Source organism: Domibacillus epiphyticus (assembly GCF_001975785.1).
In the GTDB taxonomy this organism is placed as follows: Bacteria; Bacillota; Bacilli; order Bacillales; family Domibacillaceae; genus Domibacillus; species Domibacillus epiphyticus.
This window is the reverse complement of record NZ_MSFI01000001.1, coordinates 1-23,064: the sequence shown is the minus strand read 5'-3', so window position 1 is coordinate 23,064 and position 23,064 is coordinate 1. Positions and strand designations below refer to the sequence as shown.

Genomic DNA, 23,064 nt, shown 5'->3' with positions numbered 1-23,064 from the left:
CATATTAAAACATATCGCAACTCTTTTATGTGAACAGATGATGAACTAATTTTGTCGAATTTGTGTCTCGTGCAGGCATTTAGTTTTCAATGAATCTCTTTTATAAGATAATAGATAATGTGTGCAGTAAGCGGTTGCGATGCGCCGCTAATACCTGTATGATCATTTACGGATATGTTCATATACAGAGAAGAAGGTGAATACAATGCGGGGTTGGTTAAAATGGCTGGGGGTCTTAACAACAATTGGGATGCTTTTAGTTTTACTAGGAGGCGCTCTTGTTACAAAAACGGAGTCCGGTCTTGGCTGTGGAAATGAATGGCCGCTTTGCCATGGACAAATCATACCGGAAAATATTACTATTGAAACGGTTATTGAACTTTCTCACCGTGTTGTTTCCGGCGGAGTAGGTTTACTTGTTCTTGCTCTTTCCATCGCTTCATGGAGAATGATTGGACACAAGCGTGAAACGAAATTTCTTTCCGTACTATCATTCTTTTTTTTAGTTCTTCAAGGACTAATCGGGGCCGCAGCTGTATTGTGGGGGCAAAATGATTTTGTTCTGGCGCTGCATTTCGGTATCTCCCTTATTTCATTTGCAGCCGTCCTTCTGTTGACACTGCTTATTTTCGAAGTAGACCAGCGTTTTGATGCTTCCAAAATTGTCATTGATAGACGGATGAAATGGCATACAATTGGCGTTACTTTATACAGTTATATTGTGGTTTATACTGGGGCTCTTGTCCGACATACAGAAGCAAGCATGGTATGCGGATCATGGCCGCATTGTGGAAATCATTCATTTCTTCCATCAAATATGTACCAATGGATTCAAATGGGGCACAGGGCTGCTGCAGGACTAATATTTATCTGGATTTTGTACATAACTTACATAGCCGTAAAGCATTATAAATATCAGCGTGTTATATACTGGGGATGGATTATTGCTTTCGGTCTCGTTTTGCTGCAAGTAATAGCCGGAGCATTCATTATTTGGACCAATTTAAACCTATATATAGCACTCGCTCATGCATTATTTATTTCATGTTTATTCGGTCTCCTCTGTTACTTCATTTTGCTTATTTCAAGAAGCAAAATCAACAACCAATAAATAGAACCCCGTCCAGCAAGGACGGGGTTCTTCTATTTATTTTTCAAGTTCGACGAGCAGGTCTCCAGTTGAAATGGCTTCCCCGTTATTTACGTGTATGGCTTTGACTGTTCCATCAAATGGCGCTTGTACAGTCGTTTCCATCTTCATTGCTTCGGTAATCATGAGATGATCACCTCGTTTTACTTTCTCGCCTATTTCTGAAATCACTTTAATAACTGTTCCAGGCATTGTTGCTGCGATATGCCCTTCATTTTTCGGATCAGCTTTCACTTTTGCATTTACAGCTGATTTAATGCTTTCATCTTTTATGACCACTTCACGCGGCTGTCCATTCAGTTCAAAATATACGACGCGTGTGCCATCCGACTGCGGCTGACTGATAGAAACAAGTTTGACGATCAATATTTTACCCGTCTCAATTTCGATTTCTTTTTCTTCACCTAAACGCATACCATAAAGGAAAGTAGGTGTATCAAGAACAGAAATATCGCCGAATTGATCAATTACTTTTGCATAGTCAGTAAATACTTTCGGATATAGTGCATACGCAATTATGTCGTTGTCAGTAGGTTCATCGCCGATCTCTTTCTTTAACTCTTCACGCAGCGCATCAAAATCTACATCAGCGAGCAGTTCCCCAGGACGAACAGTAATCGGTTGTTTCCCTTTTAGGATGACATTTTGCAATGCCTCCGGGAATCCGCCAACTGGCTGACCGAGGTAACCTTCAAACAACTCAATCACCGAATCCGGGAAGTCAATTTTATCTCCTTTTAACAGAACTTCTTCTTCTGTTAAATCATTTTGAACCATAAACAACGCCATATCTCCAACAACTTTTGAAGACGGTGTTACTTTTACAATGTCGCCGAACATTAGGTTTACACGGCGGTACATGTCTTTTACTTCATCCCAGCGATCGCCAAGACCTACCCCTTTTGCTTGCTGTTGAAGGTTGCTGTACTGGCCACCCGGCATTTCATGCTCATAAATTTCCGTATGCGGCGCAAGCATTCCACTTTCAAACGGAGCGTAATATTTACGCACATCTTCCCAGTAGTACGACAATTTTTCTAGTGCATCGATACTGACTGATGGTGCACGGTCCGTACCTTCAAGCGCATAACGAAGTGTATTCGCGCTTGGCTGAGACGTCAAACCGGCCATTGTGCTTAGCGCGGTATCGACGATGTCAACTCCTGCTTCGATCGCTTTCGTGTACATGTAAATACCATTTCCACTTGTATCATGTGTATGAAGATGAATCGGAATGTTTACCGCTTCTTTCAATTCAGAAATCAAACGATAAGCAGCCTGTGGCTTCAACAATCCTGCCATATCTTTAATTCCAAGAATATGAGCTCCCTGCGCTTCCAATTCTTTTGCCATCTTTTTATAATAGTCAACGTTATATTTTGCACGAGAAGGATCGTCAATATCACCTGTATAACAGATGGCCGCTTCAGCAATTTTACCGGACTGTCGGACTGAATCAATTGCTACTTCCATGCCTTTTACCCAGTTTAAGCTATCAAATATACGGAAGACATCGACGCCGGATTCAGCAGACTGCTGAACAAATTCACGGATGACGTTATCCGGGTAATTTTTATAGCCGACAGCATTTGATGCACGAAGAAGCATCTGGAATAATACATTTGGCACTTGCTTCCGAAGCGTCTCTAAACGTTTCCACGGATCTTCCTTCAAGAAACGGTATGCTACATCAAATGTTGCGCCGCCCCACATTTCCATTGAGAATAATTCTGGAAGCAAGCGGGCTGTTGCAGGTGCAATGTGTATTAAATCATTTGTGCGTACACGTGTTGCAAGAAGTGACTGATGCGCATCACGCATTGTCGTATCTGTTAACAATACTTGCTTCTGTTCTTTCACCCAGTTCACAAGACCGTCTGCACCTTGTTCATCTAGAATTTGTTTCGTACCATATGCCGGTTTTTCAGAAAGCTTCACTTTTGGAATACGCGGTGTATCAAAAACTGGTTTTTTCTTCTGCTCAACTCCAGGGAAACCGTTGACTGTCACTGTACCAATGTAATTGAGCATTTTCGTTCCACGGTCTTTCTTTTTAGGGAACACGAAAAGCTCCGGAGTTGTATCAATAAAAGAGGTATCATAGTTCCCTGCAATAAAATCCTCATGGCGCATAACATTTTCAAGAAACGGGATATTCGTTTTAATACCACGAATACGGAACTCCTGCAAGTTACGCACCATTTTAGATGCTGCCTGTTCAAATGTCATGGCAAATGTAGAAACTTTTACGAGTAAAGAGTCATAATATGGTGTAATAACGGCGCCTTGAAAGCTGTTCCCGGCATCTAAACGTACACCGTAACCCCCTCCTGAACGGTAGGCCATAATACGACCAGTATCTGGCATAAATCCGTTTTCCGGATCTTCTGTCGTAACACGTGATTGAATTGCATAACCCATCGTACGAATATTTTCCTGTACGGGAATAGCAACCTTCTCACTGTGCATTGAATGACCTTCGGCTACTAAAATTTGCGTCTGAACAATATCAATACCTGTAATCAATTCTGTAATCGTATGCTCTACTTGTATACGCGGGTTCACCTCGATAAAGTAGAAATCGTCTCCAGCAGTTAAAAACTCAACCGTACCGGCATTTAAATAATCAACATTTTTCATCAGCTTAACCGCTGCATCACAAATACGGTCACGCAAGTCTTCTGAAATGGATACAGCCGGTGCCACTTCAACAACTTTTTGATGACGGCGTTGAACGGAACAATCACGCTCGTATAAATGAACGATGTTGCCTTCATGGTCACCTATTATTTGAACTTCAATGTGTTTTGGATTTTGAACAAATTTTTCAACATACACTTCGTCATTACCAAATGCGGCTTTTGCTTCTGATTTCGCACGGTCATACGCTTCACGAACTTCTTCCACACTCTGTACAATTCGCATACCGCGTCCACCGCCGCCAAGTGCCGCCTTAATAATAATCGGGAAGCCGTGCTGCTTTCCAAATTCCACAACCTCTTCAAGGCTGTTTACAGGCCCATCAGAACCTGGAATAACTGGAATATCTGCAGCGATCGCCTGTGTCCGTGCTTTTACTTTATCTCCAAACATGTCGAGATGGGCAGATTTTGGTCCAATGAAAATAATACCTTCTTCTTCACATCGTTTTGCGAATTCGATATTTTCAGATAAAAAACCATATCCTGGATGTATAGCATCGACGTCTGCCTGCTTAGCAATTTCAATGATGCCTTCGATGTCAAGATAAGCATCAATTGGTTTTTTCCCTTCACCGACAAGGTATGCTTCGTCAGCTTTATAACGATGATAAGAACCAGAGTCTTCTTTTGAGTAGACAGCAACCGTTCGGATATGTAATTCAGTGCAGGCACGGAATACGCGGATTGCAATTTCTCCCCTGTTCGCCACCAGCACTTTGCTGATTTTTTTCATCTTCATCTCTCCCCTGATATGTTGATAAATATATATAAAAAGGTTCAAGTAATGAACCTTTTTATTTTAAAATTAAGATTTATAGTTTTTTTCGTATTTCGTATGCATCGAGATATTTACTAGAATACCCATTGATATCGAAAGCAGGATAAGCGAGGAACCGCCGTAACTGATAAACGGAAGTGGTACACCAGTAATCGGAATGACTCCGGAAACACCACCCAGGTTTATAAATGATTGGATGCCGATCATTGATGATATGCCGACTGCCAGCATAGCGCCAAACGGGTCACTGCATTTCATAGATGTACGCAGGCCGCGCAGGACGATAAAAGCAAGACCACCAATCGTTATAAATGCCCCAAAAACACCTAGCTCTTCTGCTATCACGGCCATAATAAAATCCGTGTGTGGTTCAGGTAAATACCCTAGCTTTTGAACACTTTGACCAAGTCCCAGACCTGTCAGTCCGCCAGAGCCAATCGCAAGATATGAATTAACAAGATGATAACCATCATCCTCTTCATACTTAAATGGATCCAAATAGCTTGTCACCCTGCTCATTCTTTCTTCGGATAAAATGTTATCTTTCTGCCAGATAAAGAGCGGTGATAAAATCACTCCAAAGATTGCCAGAAGCAGTGCAAATTTTGCAAGCTTTTTCATTTTTATACCGGATGACAAAATGATTGTCAACCCAATGAAAAGAATAATAGCTGCTGTACCAAAATCCGGTTCAATCGCAACTAAAAAACAAACGAGAAAAAGAACAATGACTGGTGGTGCAATACTGTTATTTAATGAATTTATATTTTTTTGTTTTTTTGAAAATACAGCGGCCATATAAATAATGATGACGAGCTTTGAAAACTCTGAAGGCTGTATAGAGCGCGTGCCTAGCTGAAACCAGCTTTGTGCATTGTTAGACACACTGCCGAATAAAAAGAGAAGAAAAAGAGTTAAGAACATGCCAAGTGTAATCAAAAGTAAAAAACGCTTTGCTTTATATCTTTTATAAGGAAAGAGGGATACAATAGCAAAAATGAAAAACGCAGCAATCACATGCCATTTTTGCTTATTAAAAAAATAACTGCTATCTAATTCGTATCGCTGGACAGCAGTAACTGAGCTTGCACTGTAGATCATCATTAATCCAAACAAGCAAAGAATTAGAAAGGCAGCGATAAGCGAATAATCATACGATTTCAACATTCTTTTCCACATATAAACCTTCCATTCGTGCGCTTACCGAAAAGCGGTACTCATTTTAAGTGTAAAAAAACTCAAACAGCTGTTTGAGTTTTCTGTCTGTTTACCGGTCGACGGACGCTTCGTGCAAAGAGGACAGCTCCTGTTCAAGTGAATCGATAAGCTTTTTGCCATCCACTTCATCCACCAGTCCAAGACGTATGGCAAAATCTATTTCACGGGATAAGCCAAACATTTGAGTGTCAAGCACTTCCTCATAAAGAGGACATTGCGGCATCGTTAAGTTGTCCATTTGAACTTTGATGAGACGCAAAATCTTTTCCGCATCCGCCTGTAACAGAGAGTAGGCTTTTTCCCTATGGTCTATTTTCATTTCTGATGCCAAGTTAAACTCCCCCTGTTCCAAGAATGGAATCACTATATATTTAAAGATTTTATCGCTAATACAGGCATTTTGCAAGGAATTTTAATGAGCTCACTGACAACAGGAAAAATTAACTGTATACTTACATTTATACATAGCTTGTTAAAGGAGGCTTCTTCATGGAGCAAATTATTCCATTTAAAGGGAAAGTTTCATTCCCTGTAACGCTCGATCCTGGTGTATGGATTTTCGACGACCGCCGGATTGACTTAGATTCTTATTTTGCTGAACCAAATCAACCGGAAGCAGACCCAAATGATGAGTACACGAAAAGTATGTCGAAATTCTGGGAAAAAGAAATACGCGAAGGCGCAATTTTTCCTCCAACGATTCAATCAGAGAAGAAATACGAGAAAGAAAAAGTCTTGACCGGCTCTTTCGGTATACCGCTTAGCCCATTTTTAAAAAATGCAGAACCTGCTGCAGACGCGTCTATTTTAATAGTCGAAACGAGAAATGGAGAGCATTCTTTCCCAATTGAAGAAGCCGATTCACTCATAATGGCTTTCTCAAAAAAAGGAAAACCACTTCGTGAAGACGGGCCTGTTCACTTCTTGTTAAAAGACGGTTCAAATCTTGGTAATCCTATCACACATGTAACCGCTATCCGTATTGATTGAAAAAAGCCTTCCTCACTGGGAAGGCTTTTTATAAAACTTATAAAGATAGCAGAAATTAGCGATTACCTACATTCTCTTTTTTAACGCGTTCATCACTTGACGGTCTAGTTTTTCCGCAGCACGCAAATCATACGTTTTTTCATAAACAGGTAAAGCGGCCATTTTTGATCCGTAAAACATGATATCGCGTACTTCACTGATACTCACTTCGATCATAGCTGCCTTAAGCGGAACATCCGCTAACCGATCTTCTGTAACGCTGGCGTATCCACTGATCATATAAGTCGATTCAGCAGCGAAAATTGCGATTGAAACAAGCGGGTTTTTCATGACATTATCAATCATTTTTGACCGCCCGTCTACGGCGAGCCGAATTGTTTTTTCATCTGGGGCAAAAAGCCATGAAATCGCATTCATAACTGGCGCTCCAGTTTCAGCATCCAAAGTCGAAAAGATCGCCAGCCGTTCATGCTGCAGCTCTTCAAACAAGGACGGGATCAAATATTGCTCAGTTCGATTAGCCAATTAGACAGCCCCTTTAGCTTTTTATTCCATTATATCCGCAAATATATCCCTTTTCCATAAAAGAAGGTAACAGTAAACCGTTCATGCTATACTGATAATAAAATAATTGGGAGGTTCCCTATGAGAGTAAAATGCATCATTTGCGATAAAATAGAAAAAATCGAAGACAGTCTTCCCGCTGCAAAAAAGCTGCGCAACCGGCCCATACACACATATATGTGTGAAGAATGCCGCACTCGCATCACAGACAATACGACAAAAAGGATCAGTACCGGACAATTTTTTGTATTCAGATCTGGTAAACAAAAAGATTTGCTTCAATAAACCCATTTCCGATGCTTAGGGACTTTTTTCGAAAGTTTATACATCATTGTTAAATGTGGATTTTATATAAGGTTATGATTTTAAGCTTTTTTCATTCTCTTTCCATCCATTTAATATTAATTTTCCCTATCGCTCCTCGGAAGCAAAGCGCAGAAGGCGTATATAATATGGCGCATTTATATCGGACATCCGAACATTATTTGCAGTTTTATCAAATTGACATACAAAAAAATAGAAGCGGAAGGCATAAAAGCCTTCCGCTTTTTACTATTGTATATTCTCTTTTTGATGCTTTTTCAATCTGAATTTATATGTCCCGAGGACGAGTGCCGCTACAATAAGGCTTTCAACAACCGGCAGCTGGTACGACAGGATTAAAAGAAGCAAAGAGCCTACGGCAAGTGAAATATAAATAATTACGTTCTGCCACATTTTTAATTTTTTCGCAAACCCGAGATTGTAAACGAGAATGGAAAGAGCAATTAAAATCCCCCAGTAAATGTAGACAGCTGCTTTAACGCCGAACACTTCAATGATTGTACCAAGAAGCGGACTGACGTGTTCCAGTCCTTCCACACCCATCCCTCCTGCTTAATGTGCTTAGTCCTGCTTGTTCTTTTTCGCTGCCCGCTCGCGCTCACTTTTGTCAAGAATCTTTTTGCGGAGACGGATAGATTCTGGTGTTAATTCACAATATTCGTCATCATTCAAGTATTCAAGCGCTTCTTCAAGCGACATAATTCTTGGTTTTTTCATTGTAGCCGTCTGGTCTTTGTTCGCAGAACGGACGTTTGTCGCTTGTTTTGTTTTGGCAATATTAACTGTTAAGTCATTATCACGTGTATGCTCCCCTACGATCATACCGGCATAAATTTCAGTACCTGCTTCAACAAAGATGATTCCGCGGTCTTCAACACCCATAATCCCATATGTGGATGCTTTGCCTGTTTCCTGTGAAACAAGAACCCCTTGACGACGTCCACCGATCCGGCCTTTTTGCATTGGCTGATAGCTATCGAATGTATGGTTAATTATTCCATACCCCCGAGTCATTGTTAAAAACTCAGTCGTGTATCCAATCAATCCACGGGCTGGTACCATGAAGATTAAGCGAACTTGTCCGTTACCATTGTTCACCATATCCAGCATTTCACCTTTACGTTCACCCATGGATTCAATAATGGATCCTGTGTATTCTTCAGGAACATCAATTTGAACGCGTTCAACCGGTTCGCATTTTACGCCGTCAATTTCACGTACAATGACCTGCGGTTTTGATACTTGAAGCTCAAATCCTTCACGGCGCAAGTTTTCGATTAAAATCGACAAATGAAGTTCTCCGCGTCCAGACACAATCCACTCATCCGGAGATGCTGTATTTTCGACACGCAAGCTGACATCTGTTTCTAACTGCGCGTGCAGCCGTTCTTCAATTTTTCTAGACGTAACAAATTTCCCTTCACGGCCTGCAAATGGGCTGTTGTTTACTAAGAAATTCATTTGCAGTGTCGGCTCATCAATGCGAAGAACCGGAAGTGCTTCCTGGTGCTCGACAGGCGTAACCGTTTCCCCAACGTTGATATCTTCCATTCCTGAAACAGCAACGAGGTCCCCGGCTTTTGCTTTTTCAATTTCAATCCGTTTTAAACCTAAGAAACCGAACATTTTTGTAACGCGGAATTGTTTTACTTTACCATCAAGTTTCATTAAGGCAACAGACTGTCCAACGGCCATTTCGCCACGGAAAATACGCCCAATCCCGATCCGGCCTAAGTAATCGTTGTAATCCAGAAGGGCAACCTGGAATTGAAGCGGCTCATCGCTGTTATCCACAGGTGCTGGAATGTGCTCAATAATTGCTTCATAGAGAGACTCCATATTTTCATCCTGTTTATCCGCTGTTGTGCTCGCTGTTCCGTTAATACCAGATGCATAAATAACAGGGAATTCAAGCTGATCGTCATTCGCATCGAGTTCGATGAACAATTCAAGAACTTCATCTACTACTTCTGCAGGCCGGGCAAAATCACGGTCAATTTTATTGACGACAACAATTGGACGCAAGTTTTGCTCCAATGCTTTCTTTAACACGAAGCGCGTTTGCGGCATACAACCTTCATATGCATCGACAACGAGAAGAACACCATCAACCATTTTCATGATCCGTTCTACTTCTCCTCCGAAGTCTGCATGTCCAGGTGTATCGAGAATGTTAATTTTCGTGTCTTTATATTGAATCGCGGTATTTTTAGCCAGAATCGTAATGCCTCGTTCGCGTTCAAGGTCATTCGAATCCATCGCGCGCTCTTCTACGTGTTCGTTTGAACGAAAAATCCCTGACTGTTTTAGAAGCTGATCGACGAGTGTCGTTTTCCCATGGTCAACGTGGGCGATAATCGCGATGTTCCGTAAATCGTTTCTTGTTTTCAAACTATTTCCTCCTGCCTTTTCTAGAAACTTCGTTTTGTTCGGTTTCCATTAACTGAATTATTATATCATACACTTTCCGCTCTGCCTATTTGGAAAAAACGGTCATTGCAAAAAAAGAACAGCTTATACTACAATAGAGAAAAAGGGGGCTGGCATAGTGCCTAACATTCAATGGCCGTTTCTCGGGTTCGCTGTCCTTGCTGCTCTATGCATGATCGGCATGGGAGTCGCAATTGGTGAACAAAGCTGGATTGGTGCAATCCTTTCTATTGTTTTTCTTTTAGCTGTCATGGGGTTTGGATTTTCTTACAAAGCTAAGATGCGCCGTGCAGGACGTCTCTAAAAAACCGGAAAGACAGAAGGCTGTCTTTCCGGTTTTTTATTTTAAATAATCATTTACAATTTGTTCATGCAATCCCGGTGCACAAGCTAAAACAGGATTGACTGTTAACATATTTAATTCCGAGCCATCCAGTGTACTCACATAACCGCCTGCTTCTTCTACAATTATTTTCCCCCCGGCAATATCCCATGGTGCATTCCGCATTGTTATATAAGCACTGAGCCTTCCTGATGCAACATACGCGAGTTCAAGAGCAGCAGAACCGTACGAGCGCGTTCCACGAACATCTTTCGCGAGTGAAACCAGCTTTTTTTGATCAAAATGACGATTGCTGACAAGCCATGTCGAACTAATGCCGATAATCGCTTTTTTTACAGGCACCGGTTTCAGCTTTTCAAGCGGCACATCATTCATCCATGCGCCTTCCCCGTGACGGGCATGATACAGTTCACCATTTACAACATCATATATGTATCCAAGAACCCCTTTGCCATTTTCATAAATACCAATAGAAATTGCAAAATTGCGCTGCTGGTGAACGAAATTTATCGTTCCGTCAATCGGATCAATAATCCACACTACTCCGTCAAGCGACTGGACATTGTCTCCCTGACCTTCTTCCCCTAAAATAAAATGATCGGGATAATGTTTTCGTATATTGTCTATAAAAAATCGTTCCGTTTCTTTATCCATATTCGTTACTAAATCATTAGGATTTGATTTTGATTGGATACTGAGGGCATGATGAAACGATGCCCTGATTAAAGAGCCCGCTTCTTGTATCCAACGTTTTACGGTTTCATCTATCGCTGTCCAATTTGTCATGTTTCATCCCTCCTGCTCCTCTTATATTCCAGTTTAGTTTCTTTTCACATTACTCTAATTGATCGTGCTTATCAAGTTTTTCCATTCATATTTGCTATGGTAAAATAGAAGATAGAAGCAGAAATTTTAACACAAAAACGATTAAACACAGGGAAGGGAATAGTAGCCAATGCAATTTAAAGGATTTACACAGAGCGATTTCGACACATTTTTGATTGAAGGTCTTGACGAAAGAATGGCGGCAATTCAAGAACGAATCCAGCCGAAGTTTAAAGAGATTGGCACAAATTTAACAGCTGACCTATCGGCACTGCTTGGGAATGAAATGTTTTTGCATATCGCCAAGCACGCGCGGCGCAAAGTAAACCCGCCAAACGATACGTGGATGGCCATTGCCGGAAATAAACGCGGATACAAACAGCATCCTCATTTTCAAATTGGCTTATTTGACGATCACGTGTTCATTTGGCTGGCATTTATTTATGAACTGCCTCAAAAGTCAGACATCGCCAAAACATTTTTAGAAAACATCGATATCATTGAAAAGAATGTTCCGAATAATTATGTCATTTCATTAGACCATATGAAAAAAGATGCTGTTTCATTAGAAGAAATTGATTTGAAGGAATCGCTTAAACGGTTCCGTGATGTGAAAAAAGCTGAATTTCTAATTGGACGGCATATTGCAGCAAATGATCCAATTCTACAAGATGGGACTCGATTTTATGAATTGGCAAAAGAAACATTTGAAACGCTGATTCCATTATACAAATTGTCGTTTAAATAATAAGAAAGCCCGTTTGCTCATACAAACGGGCTTTCTTTCACATACGAATGCGCGTATTTTCTTCCGACTGTTTTGCTTTTTGAACGGCAAGGTACGAAGAATAGCCGCTCGCCTCCTCAAATTCATCGCAGATTCGTTTTTCATCTGCCTTTCCCGGAACGATTTCTTTAAAACGGCGATAACGGTTCATAAACTCTTCACGGTTCATTCCTTTTTCATATATGTTCTCCACCGCTTCAAAGAAAGATACTGCGTCAATGACTTCCTGGGTCGACCAATCATCCCTAAATGGATAAGAGTATTCCATTCAATTCACCTCACTTTATTTTATTCGATTTCCAGCGATTAAAACCCTTGTTTTTTTGACACGATATGTATGTGAATTTTTCTATGCAACGCCCCATCAAAGTGCTATAATTCATTTGTTTTAGCGAACTATTTAGAAAGAGGTGGAAGAAACGTTGTCACAACACAAAACACCATTATTTGACGGGCTTCTCAAGCATGCAGAAAAGAACCCTGTTCAATTTCATATACCTGGACATAAAAAAGGAAAAGGGATGGACCCTGTCTTCAGAGAATTTATCGGTGAAAATGCGTTATCAATCGATTTAATAAACATTAGCCCTCTTGATGACCTCCATCAGCCACATGGCATTATTAAAGAGGCACAACAGCTTGCCGCCGAAGCATTTGGTGCAGATCATACCTTTTTCTCCGTACAAGGAACAAGCGGAGCCATTATGACAATGATCATGGCGGTTTGCGGACCCGGAGAAAAAATCATCGTTCCGCGTAATGTACATAAGTCCATTATGACGGCAATTGTATTTTCTGGTGCCGTCCCAATCTTTATTCACCCTGAAATCGATAAAGATCTTGGTATTTCACATGGAATGACGACAGAGTCGGTTAAACGGGCTTTAACAGAGCATCCAGATGCAAAAGGAGTTCTTGTCATTAACCCGACATATTTCGGAATTGCCGGCGATTTAAAGCAGATTGTCGAGACGGCGCATTCATTTTCTGTTCCGGTCCTCGTCGATGAAGCACACGGCGTTCACATTCATTTCCATGATGATCTGCCGATTTCCGCCATGCAGGCAGGCGCAGACATGGCCGCCACCAGCGTTCATAAGCTTGGGGGCTCTATGACTCAGAGCTCGATTTTAAATGTCCGTGACGGTCTTGTCTCGGTCAATCGTGTACAGTCTATTTTAAGCATGTTAACGACGACGTCAACATCTTATATCCTTCTTGCTTCACTGGATACAGCGCGGAAGCATTTAGCTGTAAATGGAAAAAAGATTATTGGAGAAACCATTAAACTCGCGGAAAACACTCGTGAAAAAATCAACAAAATTGATCATCTTTACTGTGCAGGACGGGAAATTCTTGGTTCGAAAGCGACATACGATTACGATCCGACGAAACTGATTATTTCCGTAAAAAATCTTGGCATCACCGGCCATGATGCGGAAAAATGGCTTCGAGAACAGTACAATATAGAAGTGGAATTAAGTGATTTATACAACTTACTCTGTATCATCACTCCCGGAGATTCAAAAGAAGACTGCGCATTACTCATTGAAGCACTTACAAAAATGGCATCAACTTTTACAGATACCGTACAATCAAAATATGCGCATGTTATGCTTCCTGATATCCCTCTTCTTGCACTGTCACCGCGTGAAGCTTTTTACGCTGAGACAGAAACCGTCCCGCTTGAAGAGTCAGCTGGCCGTATCATGGCTGAGTTTATGATGGTTTATCCACCGGGTATCCCTATTTTCATCCCAGGCGAAATTATTACCGAAGAGAATTTACGATACGTGCGTGAAAACGTGGCAGCAGGACTTCCTGTACAAGGTCCTGAAGATGAACAATTAAAAACATTGCGTGTCATTAAAGAACGCAAGCCTATATATTAAAAAGAGCTGCTCCCGTATAGGAGCAGCTCTTATCATTTTTAGTCATCAATTTCCGTTTCAGTATCGCATCCACAGTGAGAGTAAAGAACTGTCACCTTTTCCTCTTCAAAGTGCTCCATTGTAGACAAGCAAGATTTACAGACGATTGTTCCCATTTTGTTACCTCCCATTTTTGTTTTGAAAGCGATTTATGTTCCTTGAATACATAATAATATAACACAATTAAGAATTCAAGCACAAATTGTATGTCATAATAAAAAATGGGACAAAAAACCCCCGATCTTCCTCATAAAAGGAAGTCGGGGGGTCTGATTATTTTACAATGTGAATTGGTGTACCTAGTGCCACTTCAGCCGCTTCCATTGTCATTTCAGCGAGCGTTGGGTGTGCATGGATGGTCATCGCAATATCTTCAAGAGTCATACCCGCTTCAATCGCTAAACCAAGCTCAGCCACCATGTCTGATGCTCCTGATCCGGCAATTTGAGCACCGATCACTAGACCGTCTTCTTCACGTGCAACGATTTTCACGAAACCGTCCGTGCTATTAAGCGCAAGTGCACGTCCATTCGCTGCAAATGGAAACTTAGCAGCGGTAACAGCGATATTTTCTTCTTTCGCTTGTGCCTCTGTGTAACCCACTGTTGCAAGTTCCGGTTCTGTGAAACACACAGCTGGAATAGCAAGATAATCTACTTCGGATTTTTCACCGCTAATGGCTTCCGCTGCGATCTTACCTTCATATGATGCTTTGTGGGCAAGTGGCGGTCCTTCAACAATGTCGCCGATCGCGTAAATGTTATCAACACTTGTACGGCATTGTTTATCAACTTCGATTACGCCACGGTCTGACATTTTAATACCAGCGCCTTCAAGGCCCATTTCATCAGTATTCGGACGACGGCCTACTGTTACAAGTACGTAATCCGCTTCGATTGTTTCTTCTTTGCCGCCAGCTTCGTATGTTACTTTCACACCGTTTGCTGTTTCTTCAGCGGATTTTGCCATTGCTTTTGTTACAATGGTAACGCCTTTTTTCTTCATGCCGCGTTTAACAATAGCCGTCATTTGTTTTTCAAATCCACCAAGAATTTCAGGAGCGCCTTCAAGAATTGTTACTTCAGAACCGAAGTTGGCATATGCCGTCGATAGTTCTGATCCGATATAGCCGCCGCCAATGACAACAAGTTTTTTTGGAATTTCCTGAAGTGCAAGAGCACCCGTTGAATCGAGAACACGTTTAGAAAATTTGAAGTTCGGAATTTCAATAGGACGTGATCCTGTTGCAATGATCGCGTTTTTGAATGTGTACGTTTGAGCAGAATCGTCATTCATAACGCGAAGTGTATTCGCATCATTAAAATACGCTTCACCGCGTACGATTTCTACTTTGTTTCCTTTTAACAAGCCTTCAACGCCGCCAGTTAACTTTTTAACAACACTGGCTTTCCATTGTTGAACTTTATCAAAATTTACTGACACATTTTCAGCAATAATACCGATATCATCGGAATGTTTCGCCTGTTCAAAGCGATGACCGGCTGTTAAGAGTGCCTTTGAAGGGATACATCCTACGTTTAAGCAAACTCCTCCAAGATTCTCTTTCTCAACAATTGTCACTTTTTGTCCAAGTTGTGCTGCACGAATAGCGGCTACATATCCCCCAGGACCTGAGCCGATGACTATAGTGTCTGTTTCAATCGGGAAATCTCCTACTACCATTTGGTTACGCCTCCATTAGTAAAAGTTCTGGGTCGTTCAACAACCGTTTAATGTGATTCAACGCATTTTGTGCTGTCGCTCCGTCAATCATACGATGATCAAAGCTCAATGATAATGCTAACACAGGTGCGGCTACAATTTCACCATTTTTTACAATTGCTTTCTCAGAAATTCTTCCAATTCCAAGAATCGCTACTTCCGGATGATTAATAACCGGTGTAAACCATTGGCCTCCAGCAGATCCGATATTTGTAATCGTGCAAGATGCACCTTTCATTTCAGCAGGGGCAAGTTTACCGTCACGCGCTTTTACAGCTAGTTCATTAATTTCGTTTGAAATCGTGAACATTGATTTGCGGTCCGCATTTTTAACAACTGGAACCATCAAACCTTTTTCTGTATCGGCTGCAATACCGATATTGTAATAATGCTTATGAACAATCTCACTTGTTGCATCATCAATGGATGTATTCAAAGCAGGGTATTCTCGAAGCGCGCTTGTCAATGCTTTTACTACATAAGGAAGGAACGTTAGTTTTACGCCTTTCTCCGCAGCCACTTCTTTGAATTTTTTGCGGTGTGCCCACAGTTTCGTTACTTCAACTTCATCCATCAATGTTACGTGTGGTGCTGTTTGTTTTGAATTGACCATTGCTTTGGCGATCGCTTTGCGGATGCCGCTCATTTTTTCGCGAGTTTCCGGGAATTCGCCTTCTGGAATCACCACAGCTGCAGCTGGTTTTGATTCTTGCGTCGTTTCTTGTGCGTTTACCTGCGCTGCCTGAGACGGTGTTTCTGATTGTGTTTCAGGTTTATTCAAGAAAGCGTCGATATCTTCTTTTAAAACACGGCCATTTTTACCGCTGCCAGCTACCAGGACAATGTTTACATCTTTCTCGCGCGCATATTTACGAACTGATGGCATTGCAATGATGCGGCGATCCGGATCTACATCAGACTGATCAGCTTGCGGCTGACTGCCAGCGCCCGTTGCTGCAGGAGCTGCTTTTGTCGTTTCAGCTGGGGCTTTTTCGATATTTTGCCCTGCTTCAGCAGTAGCCTGTACTTGTCCTTCTGTCTTGGCTTCGTCTTGGTCTCCATGGTCATCGCCTTTAAATTTCAAATCTTCATAACCAGGAGCGTCAAATTTTATTAACGTATCGCCGACGATTGCTGTGGCACCTTCTTCAACAAGAATTTCTTCTACTGTTCCTGCAACTGGAGAAGGGATTTCTACCACCGCTTTGTCATTTTGCACCTCGCAAAGCACGTCGTCTTCCTGTACTTTATCTCCTGGCTTTACGAACCACTTGACGATTTCGCCTTCATGAATTCCTTCACCGATATCCGGTAGTTTAAATTCAAATGCCAATGTATTCATCCTCCTATGATGTAAATTTGAGAAAAGGGACCCTGCTCTCGGTTTGGGGGCCCTTTTCTAATGTGATCTATTGATTAAAATCCAAGCACTTTTTTCGCTGTTTCCACCACATCTTTGTGATTTGGAAGCCAAACGCCCTCTGCTTGTGAGAATGGGAAAACAGTATCCGGTGCAGCAACGCGGAGAACCGGCGCTTCTAGGCTCAAGATCGCACGATCATTAATTTCGGCAACTACATTCGCAGCGATGCCCGCTTGTTTTTGCGCTTCCTGAACAACGATCGCACGGCCTGTTTTTTCAACAGAGGCGATAATTGTGTCAATATCAAGCGGCTGAACCGTACGAAGATCGATTACCTCAACAGAATGTCCCTCTTTCTCAAGTGCTTCTGCCGCTTTTAAAGATTCGTGAACCATCGCTCCATATGTGATGATCGACAAGTCAGAACCTTCACGCTTTACTGCAGCTTTCCCTAATGGAATTGTGTATTCTTCTTCCGGCACTTCTTCGCGGAACGAACGGTATAATTTCATATGCTCTAGGAAAATAACCGGGTCGTTATCACGGATAGCAGAAATTAAAAGTCCTTTTGCATCATATGGAGATGATGGAATGACAACCTTCAAACCAGGCTGCTGCGCCATTAATCCTTCTAAGCTGTCAGCGTGCAGTTCAGGTGTATGTACACCTCCGCCAAAAGGTGAACGAATTGTGACAGGAGCCGAATAGACGCCTCCAGAACGGTAGCGCATACGAGCAAGCTGACCGCTCACAGAGTCCATAACTTCATAAACAAACCCGAAAAATTGAATCTCCGGTACAGGGCGGAATCCTTCAAGAGCAAGACCGACAGCTAGACCGCCGATTCCTGATTCTGCAAGCGGCGTATCAAAAACACGCTCTTCTCCAAATTCTTTTTGAAGGCCTTCCGTCGCACGGAACACACCGCCGTTAACGCCGACATCTTCTCCAAAGACAAGGACGTTTTCGTCGTTTTTTAGTTCTACGCGCAAGGCATCAGTAATCGCTTGAATCATTGTCATTTGTGCCATGGCTTACTTCGACTCCTTTGCAGTATAAATTTCATATTGTTCTTTCAGATTAGCCGGCATTTCTTCGTACATATTTGCCATTAGATCTGTCACTTTTTGTTTTGGTGTTTCATCTGCTTTTTTAATTGCATCTTTAATTTCTTCTTTCGCACGTTCGATCACTTCTGTTTCTTTCTCTTCACTCCACAAACCTCTTTCTTCAAGGTATTTACGGAAGCGAACGAGTGGATCTTTTTTCTCCCACTCTGTATCAAGATCAGATGTCCGGTAACGTGTCGGGTCATCACCGGCCATTGTATGCGGACCATAACGGTAACATAATGTTTCGATCAATGTTGGACCTTCTCCATTAAGTGCGCGTTCACGTGCTTCCTTCACCACAGCGTATACAGCAAGCGGGTCCATACCATCAACAAGAACAGAAGGGATACCTGCTGCAATCCCTTTTTGAGCAATTGTTTTGGCTGCAGTTTGCTTTTCACGCGGTGTTGAAATGGCAAACTGGTTGTTTTGGACAATGAATATTGCCGGAGCATTGAAAGCACCTGCGAAGTTGATTCCTTCGTAAAAGTCTCCTTGTGAAGAGCCACCATCGCCTGTATATGTGACAGCAACCGCTTTTTTGCCACGTTTTTTCAATCCTAGGGCGACACCGGCATTTTGCACATATTGTGCTCCAATGATGATTTGCGGAGATAATACGTTTACTCCCTCTGGCGCCTGGTTGCCGACGAAATGTCCACGTGAGAACAAGAAAGCCTGGTAAAGAGGAAGACCGTGCCAGACAATTTGAGGCACATCACGGTAGCCTGGTAAAATCCAGTCCGCCTTTTCTAAAGCGAAATGAGAAGCGATTTGTGACGCTTCCTGACCGGCAGTCGGCGCATAGAAGCCAAGGCGACCTTGACGGTTAAGGGAAATAGAGCGCTGATCAAGGACACGAGTATACACCATTCGTGTCATTAACTCTTGAAGCTCTTCATCCGACAATTTTGGCATTGCCTCTTCATTTACGATTTTTCCTTCTTCATTTAAAACTTGAACCATCTCAAATTCATTTTCAATTGATTCGAGTGTTTTTTGCGGATCGAACTGAGCAGTTTTCTTTGCACTCATGATCGTCACCTATCCTTTCTTTAATAGTTTCACGTCTGTTTTTTATTTATAATTTCCTGTACCAGTTATTTTTTAAAAATCACTAATACAATCTAAAGCTACATTCATAGTGTATAACATCACGTTTGTTCCGTCAATTTAAAAAGATTCCTTAATAATCCTATTGTATATTTTCCCAAAAACAAAATCTGTATCAGTTGATTTTCTTTATCTGTACTATAAAAAGAAAGCGCTTTTAACATCTGTTATACATTACGTTCTTGAACCCGCCTTTCTCTCTTTTCCCGTTCTCTATCCTCTAAAACACGGGGTTTGTGTCATTAACATTCTGCTCACTTTTTGATAAGATAATTACACCAATTGCAAAAAGGAAGGTATAGCGATGATAAAAATGAACGATATCGTCCGTGAAGGAGACCCTGTTTTACGCGAAAAAGCGAGCGATGTGCCGCTTCCCGCTTCAAATGAAGATAAAGCAACTCTTGCTTCATTAATTGAATATGTACAAAACAGCCAGAATCCAGACATAGCTGAAAAGTATGGACTGCGCCCCGGCATCGGACTTGCAGCTCCACAAATCGGCATATCCAAACGAATGATTGCCATTCACTTAAAGAATGAAAAAGGAGAACAGGTCAGCTATGCTCTTTTTAACCCAAAGGTCGTCAGCCATTCAGTGGAAAAAGCATTTTTGACTAGCGGTGAAGGCTGCCTGTCCGTCGACCGTGATGTACCGGGTTACGTCCACCGCTACGCACGTGTTACCGTGAAAGGAACAACGATTGATGGCGACGAGATTAAATTTCGGTTAAAAGGACTTCCGGCTATTTGTATCCAGCATGAAATCGACCATTTAAATGGTATTATGTTTTATGACTACATTAATAAAAAAGATCCGTTCCACGTTGAGGAAAATGCACAGCCAATTGAACGTTAAAATGTATGATATTGTAGAAACCGTGCATTATACGCGTATCCATTTTTCTTTGCATAAAGACACCCATATGATAAAATGACTTTAAGGAGTGATCCACAATGTTAAAAAAGCTGAAAAAGAAGCTTGTAAAACAGTGGAAAGACCTGCTTAGAAGAAAATCAATTGCATAAAAAATGAATGGTTAAGCCCTTCCTCATGAAGGGCTGTCTTTGTGTAAGATACAACAGATGTTTATTACATTTAAAAACATCTTTCTTTCTATCTAATATAACCAATAAAAACCGAGAAGAACCGCTCTAATTGCGGTTTGTATATATCATTTCGGAAAAGGAGAGAAAACTATGATTTTCAAAGTGTACTATCAAGAAGATCGATCAGAAGTACCCGTTCGCGAAAAAACGAAATCGTTATACGCAGAAGCGGAATCAGAACGTGCTGTTCGACACGCATTAAAAAGCCGCCCCTACAATATCGAATTCGTTCAAAAGGTAAACGATCCGCATCTCGAATACGAAAAACAATCGCCTGACTTTAAAGTGGAGCAGCTGTAAGGCATGAAATTTGTAAAAAATGATCAAACAGCTGTTTTCGCCCTCGGCGGTTTGGGTGAAATCGGCAAAAACACATATGCAGTCCAATTTCAAGACGAAATTATCTTGATTGATGCCGGAATTAAATTCCCGGAAGATGAATTGCTCGGAATTGATTACGTTATTCCTGACTATTCATACCTAGAAAAAAATGCAGATAAAATTAAAGGGCTTTTCATCACACATGGACATGAAGATCACATTGGCGGAATCCCTTACCTGCTTCGTGTTGTGAATGTCCCGGTGTACGGCGGCAAACTTGCTCTTGGCCTGCTCCGTAACAAGCTTGATGAACATGGACTTTTACGCCGTGCCCGCCTTCATGAAATCGGCGAAGACGATGTGATAAAATTCCGAAAAACGTCCGTTTCTTTTTTCCGGACAACTCATAGTATCCCAGATTCATATGGCGTTGTAGTCAAAACACCTCAGGGAAGCATTGTTCACACAGGCGACTTCAAATTCGACTTTACACCGGTCGGCGAACCTGCTAACTTAACTCGGATGGCTGAAATAGGCAAAGAAGGTGTACTTTGTCTTCTTTCTGACAGTACGAACAGTGAAGTGCCGAATTTCACTATGTCCGAGCGCAAAGTAGGCGAAAGCATTCGCAATGTTTTCCGTAAGGTAGAAGGCCGAATCATTTTTGCGACGTTTGCATCAAATATCCACCGTCTTCAACAGGTGGTGGAAGCAGCCGTTGAAGATGGCAGGAAGGTCGGTGTGTTTGGACGCAGCATGGAATCTGCCATTACGATCGGGCAGCAGCTAGGCTACATCCAATGCCCGAAAGATACCTTTGTCGATACGCATCAACTGAATAAACTTCCTGCGAACAAAGTAACGATTCTTTGCACAGGAAGTCAGGGTGAACCAATGGCAGCTCTTTCTCGCATTGCAAATGGCTCTCACCGCCAGATTCAAATTCAGCCAAATGATACGGTCGTTTTCTCATCTTCGCCTATTCCAGGAAATACAGTAAGTGTGAACCGGATCATTAATTCTTTGTCACGTGCCGGAGCAGACGTCATTCACGGACCACTTAACGATATCCACACATCAGGACACGGAAGCCAGGAAGAACAGAAATTGATGCTCCGTTTAATTAAGCCAAAGTTTTTCATGCCGATTCACGGAGAATATCGGATGCAAAAAACACACTGCCAGCATGCCATAGATTGTGGTGTTCCGGAAGAAAACTGCTTTATTATGGACAACGGAGATGTGCTGGCTCTCTCAAAAGATGAGGCTTACGTTGCAGGACGAATTCAATCAGGATCCGTCTATATTGACGGAAGCGGAATTGGTGATATTGGCAATATCGTTTTACGCGATCGCCGTATTTTATCTGAGGAAGGCCTCGTTATCGTTGTTGTCAGCATTAACAAAACAACAAATAAAATCGAAGCTGGCCCAGACATTATTTCACGCGGCTTTGTGTACATGCGTGAATCTGGTGACTTAATTTATGAAGCACAATCAATGTTAAATCGCCATATTAAACAACTGTTAAACAACAACACCACTCAATGGTCTGATATAAAAAATGAAATTACCGATGCACTTTCGCCGTTTCTTTATGAAAGAACGAAACGCCGCCCAATGATTTTACCAATCATTATGGAAGTGTGACGTAACAAAAAAGAGCTTTCCTTTTATCAGGAAAGCTCTTTTTGAATTGGAGGGTTAAACCACGATGATCTCGGTTAATGGAAAATCACAGTACGATAAGGATATAAAGCAGAAATACCGATCTTCAGCCTGCGGACCCGTCACGGTTTCTGTTATTTTAAATTACTGGTTCAGCGATGCCTATTTTCTTTCGATAAATGAACTTTACAAAAAGCTATTCACCACCCCGATCGGTACGTTTCGGTTTAGCATGGTACGTCGACTCCGTAAGATACTTGGAACAAACTGGTCAATTAAAAGCTCAAACCGAATTGACGAAGTAATAAATGAACTTCAGAGCGGCCATCCTGTAGCAGCAAAATTCGACAAGTATTTTACGTTCCGCTTTCTTTCACCATCACTTTACTCTTATCACTGGGTTGTCTTAATCGGATATGAAATAATAAAAGGAGAAATTTATTTATACTTTCATGATAACGGTGGACCGGCTCGTATAAGTAAAATAAGACGTGTTTTGTATAGCGAACACTCATCAGTACTTCGCTTCGTTTTGATCACGCCTCTCCAATCAAAAAAAACCCCGCACTATGAACTGCACCCCAATTGTTAGACACCATCTGACAATTGGAGG

23 protein-coding genes are annotated in these 23,064 nt (G+C 41.7%); 10 read left to right on the top strand and 13 right to left on the bottom strand.

Annotated features, from left to right (window positions below):
• The first annotated feature begins 205 nt into the window (after positions 1-205).
• On the top strand, positions 206-1,111 hold the full coding sequence (locus BTO28_RS00115) for a COX15/CtaA family protein (protein ID WP_076762807.1): 906 nt from the start codon (positions 206-208) through the stop codon (positions 1,109-1,111).
• Between the two features lie 36 nt (positions 1,112-1,147).
• On the opposite strand, the gene pyc is transcribed toward BTO28_RS00115, so the two are convergent.
• The 3 genes from pyc to BTO28_RS00100 form a co-directional block, all read right to left on the bottom strand.
• Complete coding sequence (gene pyc, locus BTO28_RS00110; protein ID WP_198936721.1) at positions 1,148-4,585, bottom strand: pyruvate carboxylase; 3,438 nt, start codon at positions 4,583-4,585, stop codon at positions 1,148-1,150.
• A gap of 72 nt (positions 4,586-4,657) precedes the next feature.
• Positions 4,658-5,809, bottom strand: a complete 1,152-nt coding sequence (ftsW, locus tag BTO28_RS00105) for a putative lipid II flippase FtsW (protein WP_076762804.1) — start codon at positions 5,807-5,809, stop codon at positions 4,658-4,660.
• A gap of 88 nt (positions 5,810-5,897) precedes the next feature.
• On the bottom strand, positions 5,898-6,179 hold the full coding sequence (locus BTO28_RS00100; RefSeq protein ID WP_076762803.1) for a YlaN family protein: 282 nt from the start codon (positions 6,177-6,179) through the stop codon (positions 5,898-5,900).
• 158 nt (positions 6,180-6,337) lie between these two features.
• Here BTO28_RS00100 and BTO28_RS00095 point away from each other — a divergent pair, with 158 nt between their 5' ends.
• A complete protein-coding gene (locus BTO28_RS00095) occupies positions 6,338-6,838 on the top strand; it encodes a hypothetical protein (protein ID WP_076762801.1) in 501 nt (166 codons plus the stop codon).
• Between the two features lie 66 nt (positions 6,839-6,904).
• Here BTO28_RS00095 and BTO28_RS00090 read toward each other — a convergent pair whose 3' ends face one another.
• Entirely contained in the window at positions 6,905-7,363 is a 459-nt protein-coding gene (locus tag BTO28_RS00090; protein WP_076762799.1) for a pyridoxamine 5'-phosphate oxidase family protein, read from the bottom strand.
• 120 nt (positions 7,364-7,483) lie between these two features.
• On the opposite strand from BTO28_RS00090, the gene BTO28_RS00085 reads away from it, so the two are divergent.
• Positions 7,484-7,687: a YlaI family protein gene (locus BTO28_RS00085; RefSeq protein WP_076762797.1), complete on the top strand. Its 204-nt coding sequence runs from the start codon at positions 7,484-7,486 to the stop codon at positions 7,685-7,687.
• A gap of 267 nt (positions 7,688-7,954) precedes the next feature.
• Here BTO28_RS00085 and BTO28_RS00080 read toward each other — a convergent pair whose 3' ends face one another.
• Together BTO28_RS00080 and typA are read right to left on the bottom strand one after the other, a co-directional pair.
• Complete coding sequence (locus tag BTO28_RS00080) at positions 7,955-8,263, bottom strand: YlaH-like family protein (protein WP_083711188.1); 309 nt, start codon at positions 8,261-8,263, stop codon at positions 7,955-7,957.
• 24 nt (positions 8,264-8,287) lie between these two features.
• Entirely contained in the window at positions 8,288-10,117 is a 1,830-nt protein-coding gene (gene typA, locus BTO28_RS00075) for a translational GTPase TypA (RefSeq protein ID WP_076762796.1), read from the bottom strand.
• A 157-nt stretch (positions 10,118-10,274) separates the two neighbouring features.
• Between typA and BTO28_RS00070 the strand changes: the two genes are divergently transcribed.
• Positions 10,275-10,460, top strand: a complete 186-nt coding sequence (locus tag BTO28_RS00070) for a YlaF family protein (protein WP_076762794.1) — start codon at positions 10,275-10,277, stop codon at positions 10,458-10,460.
• A 36-nt stretch (positions 10,461-10,496) separates the two neighbouring features.
• Here BTO28_RS00070 and BTO28_RS00065 read toward each other — a convergent pair whose 3' ends face one another.
• Positions 10,497-11,285, bottom strand: coding sequence for an inositol monophosphatase family protein (locus BTO28_RS00065; RefSeq protein WP_076762792.1), 789 nt, complete (start codon positions 11,283-11,285; stop codon positions 10,497-10,499).
• Positions 11,286-11,454: 169 nt separating this feature from the next.
• Here BTO28_RS00065 and BTO28_RS00060 point away from each other — a divergent pair, with 169 nt between their 5' ends.
• Positions 11,455-12,072: a YktB family protein gene (locus BTO28_RS00060; RefSeq protein ID WP_076762790.1), complete on the top strand. Its 618-nt coding sequence runs from the start codon at positions 11,455-11,457 to the stop codon at positions 12,070-12,072.
• 37 nt (positions 12,073-12,109) lie between these two features.
• Here BTO28_RS00060 and BTO28_RS00055 read toward each other — a convergent pair whose 3' ends face one another.
• On the bottom strand, positions 12,110-12,379 hold the full coding sequence (locus tag BTO28_RS00055; protein ID WP_076762788.1) for a UPF0223 family protein: 270 nt from the start codon (positions 12,377-12,379) through the stop codon (positions 12,110-12,112).
• A gap of 154 nt (positions 12,380-12,533) precedes the next feature.
• Here BTO28_RS00055 and BTO28_RS00050 point away from each other — a divergent pair, with 154 nt between their 5' ends.
• A complete protein-coding gene (locus BTO28_RS00050; protein ID WP_076762786.1) occupies positions 12,534-14,003 on the top strand; it encodes an aminotransferase class I/II-fold pyridoxal phosphate-dependent enzyme in 1,470 nt (489 codons plus the stop codon).
• A 38-nt stretch (positions 14,004-14,041) separates the two neighbouring features.
• Here BTO28_RS00050 and BTO28_RS00045 read toward each other — a convergent pair whose 3' ends face one another.
• From BTO28_RS00045 to pdhA, 5 genes are all read right to left on the bottom strand, one after another.
• Positions 14,042-14,158: a GapA-binding peptide SR1P gene (locus BTO28_RS00045; RefSeq protein ID WP_076762785.1), complete on the bottom strand. Its 117-nt coding sequence runs from the start codon at positions 14,156-14,158 to the stop codon at positions 14,042-14,044.
• 157 nt (positions 14,159-14,315) lie between these two features.
• A complete protein-coding gene (gene lpdA, locus BTO28_RS00040) occupies positions 14,316-15,725 on the bottom strand; it encodes a dihydrolipoyl dehydrogenase (RefSeq protein ID WP_076762783.1) in 1,410 nt (469 codons plus the stop codon).
• Between the two features lie 4 nt (positions 15,726-15,729).
• Positions 15,730-17,097, bottom strand: coding sequence for a dihydrolipoamide acetyltransferase family protein (locus BTO28_RS00035; protein ID WP_076762781.1), 1,368 nt, complete (start codon positions 17,095-17,097; stop codon positions 15,730-15,732).
• Positions 17,098-17,180: 83 nt separating this feature from the next.
• Positions 17,181-18,158: an alpha-ketoacid dehydrogenase subunit beta gene (locus BTO28_RS00030; RefSeq protein WP_076762779.1), complete on the bottom strand. Its 978-nt coding sequence runs from the start codon at positions 18,156-18,158 to the stop codon at positions 17,181-17,183.
• A gap of 3 nt (positions 18,159-18,161) precedes the next feature.
• Complete coding sequence (pdhA, locus tag BTO28_RS00025) at positions 18,162-19,274, bottom strand: pyruvate dehydrogenase (acetyl-transferring) E1 component subunit alpha (protein ID WP_076762777.1); 1,113 nt, start codon at positions 19,272-19,274, stop codon at positions 18,162-18,164.
• A gap of 382 nt (positions 19,275-19,656) precedes the next feature.
• Between pdhA and def the strand changes: the two genes are divergently transcribed.
• The 4 genes from def to BTO28_RS00005 all read left to right on the top strand — a co-directional run bounded on the left by def (position 19,657) and on the right by BTO28_RS00005 (position 23,043).
• Positions 19,657-20,211 (top strand): peptide deformylase, encoded by a 555-nt coding sequence (gene def / locus BTO28_RS00020; RefSeq protein ID WP_076762775.1) that lies wholly within the window; start codon positions 19,657-19,659, stop codon positions 20,209-20,211.
• A 341-nt stretch (positions 20,212-20,552) separates the two neighbouring features.
• Positions 20,553-20,762, top strand: a complete 210-nt coding sequence (locus BTO28_RS00015) for a DNA-dependent RNA polymerase subunit epsilon (RefSeq protein ID WP_076762773.1) — start codon at positions 20,553-20,555, stop codon at positions 20,760-20,762.
• 3 nt (positions 20,763-20,765) lie between these two features.
• Entirely contained in the window at positions 20,766-22,433 is a 1,668-nt protein-coding gene (gene rnjA / locus BTO28_RS00010; RefSeq protein ID WP_076762771.1) for a ribonuclease J1, read from the top strand.
• Positions 22,434-22,497: 64 nt separating this feature from the next.
• On the top strand, positions 22,498-23,043 hold the full coding sequence (locus BTO28_RS00005) for a C39 family peptidase (protein WP_076762769.1): 546 nt from the start codon (positions 22,498-22,500) through the stop codon (positions 23,041-23,043).
• Positions 23,044-23,064 lie beyond the last annotated feature (21 nt).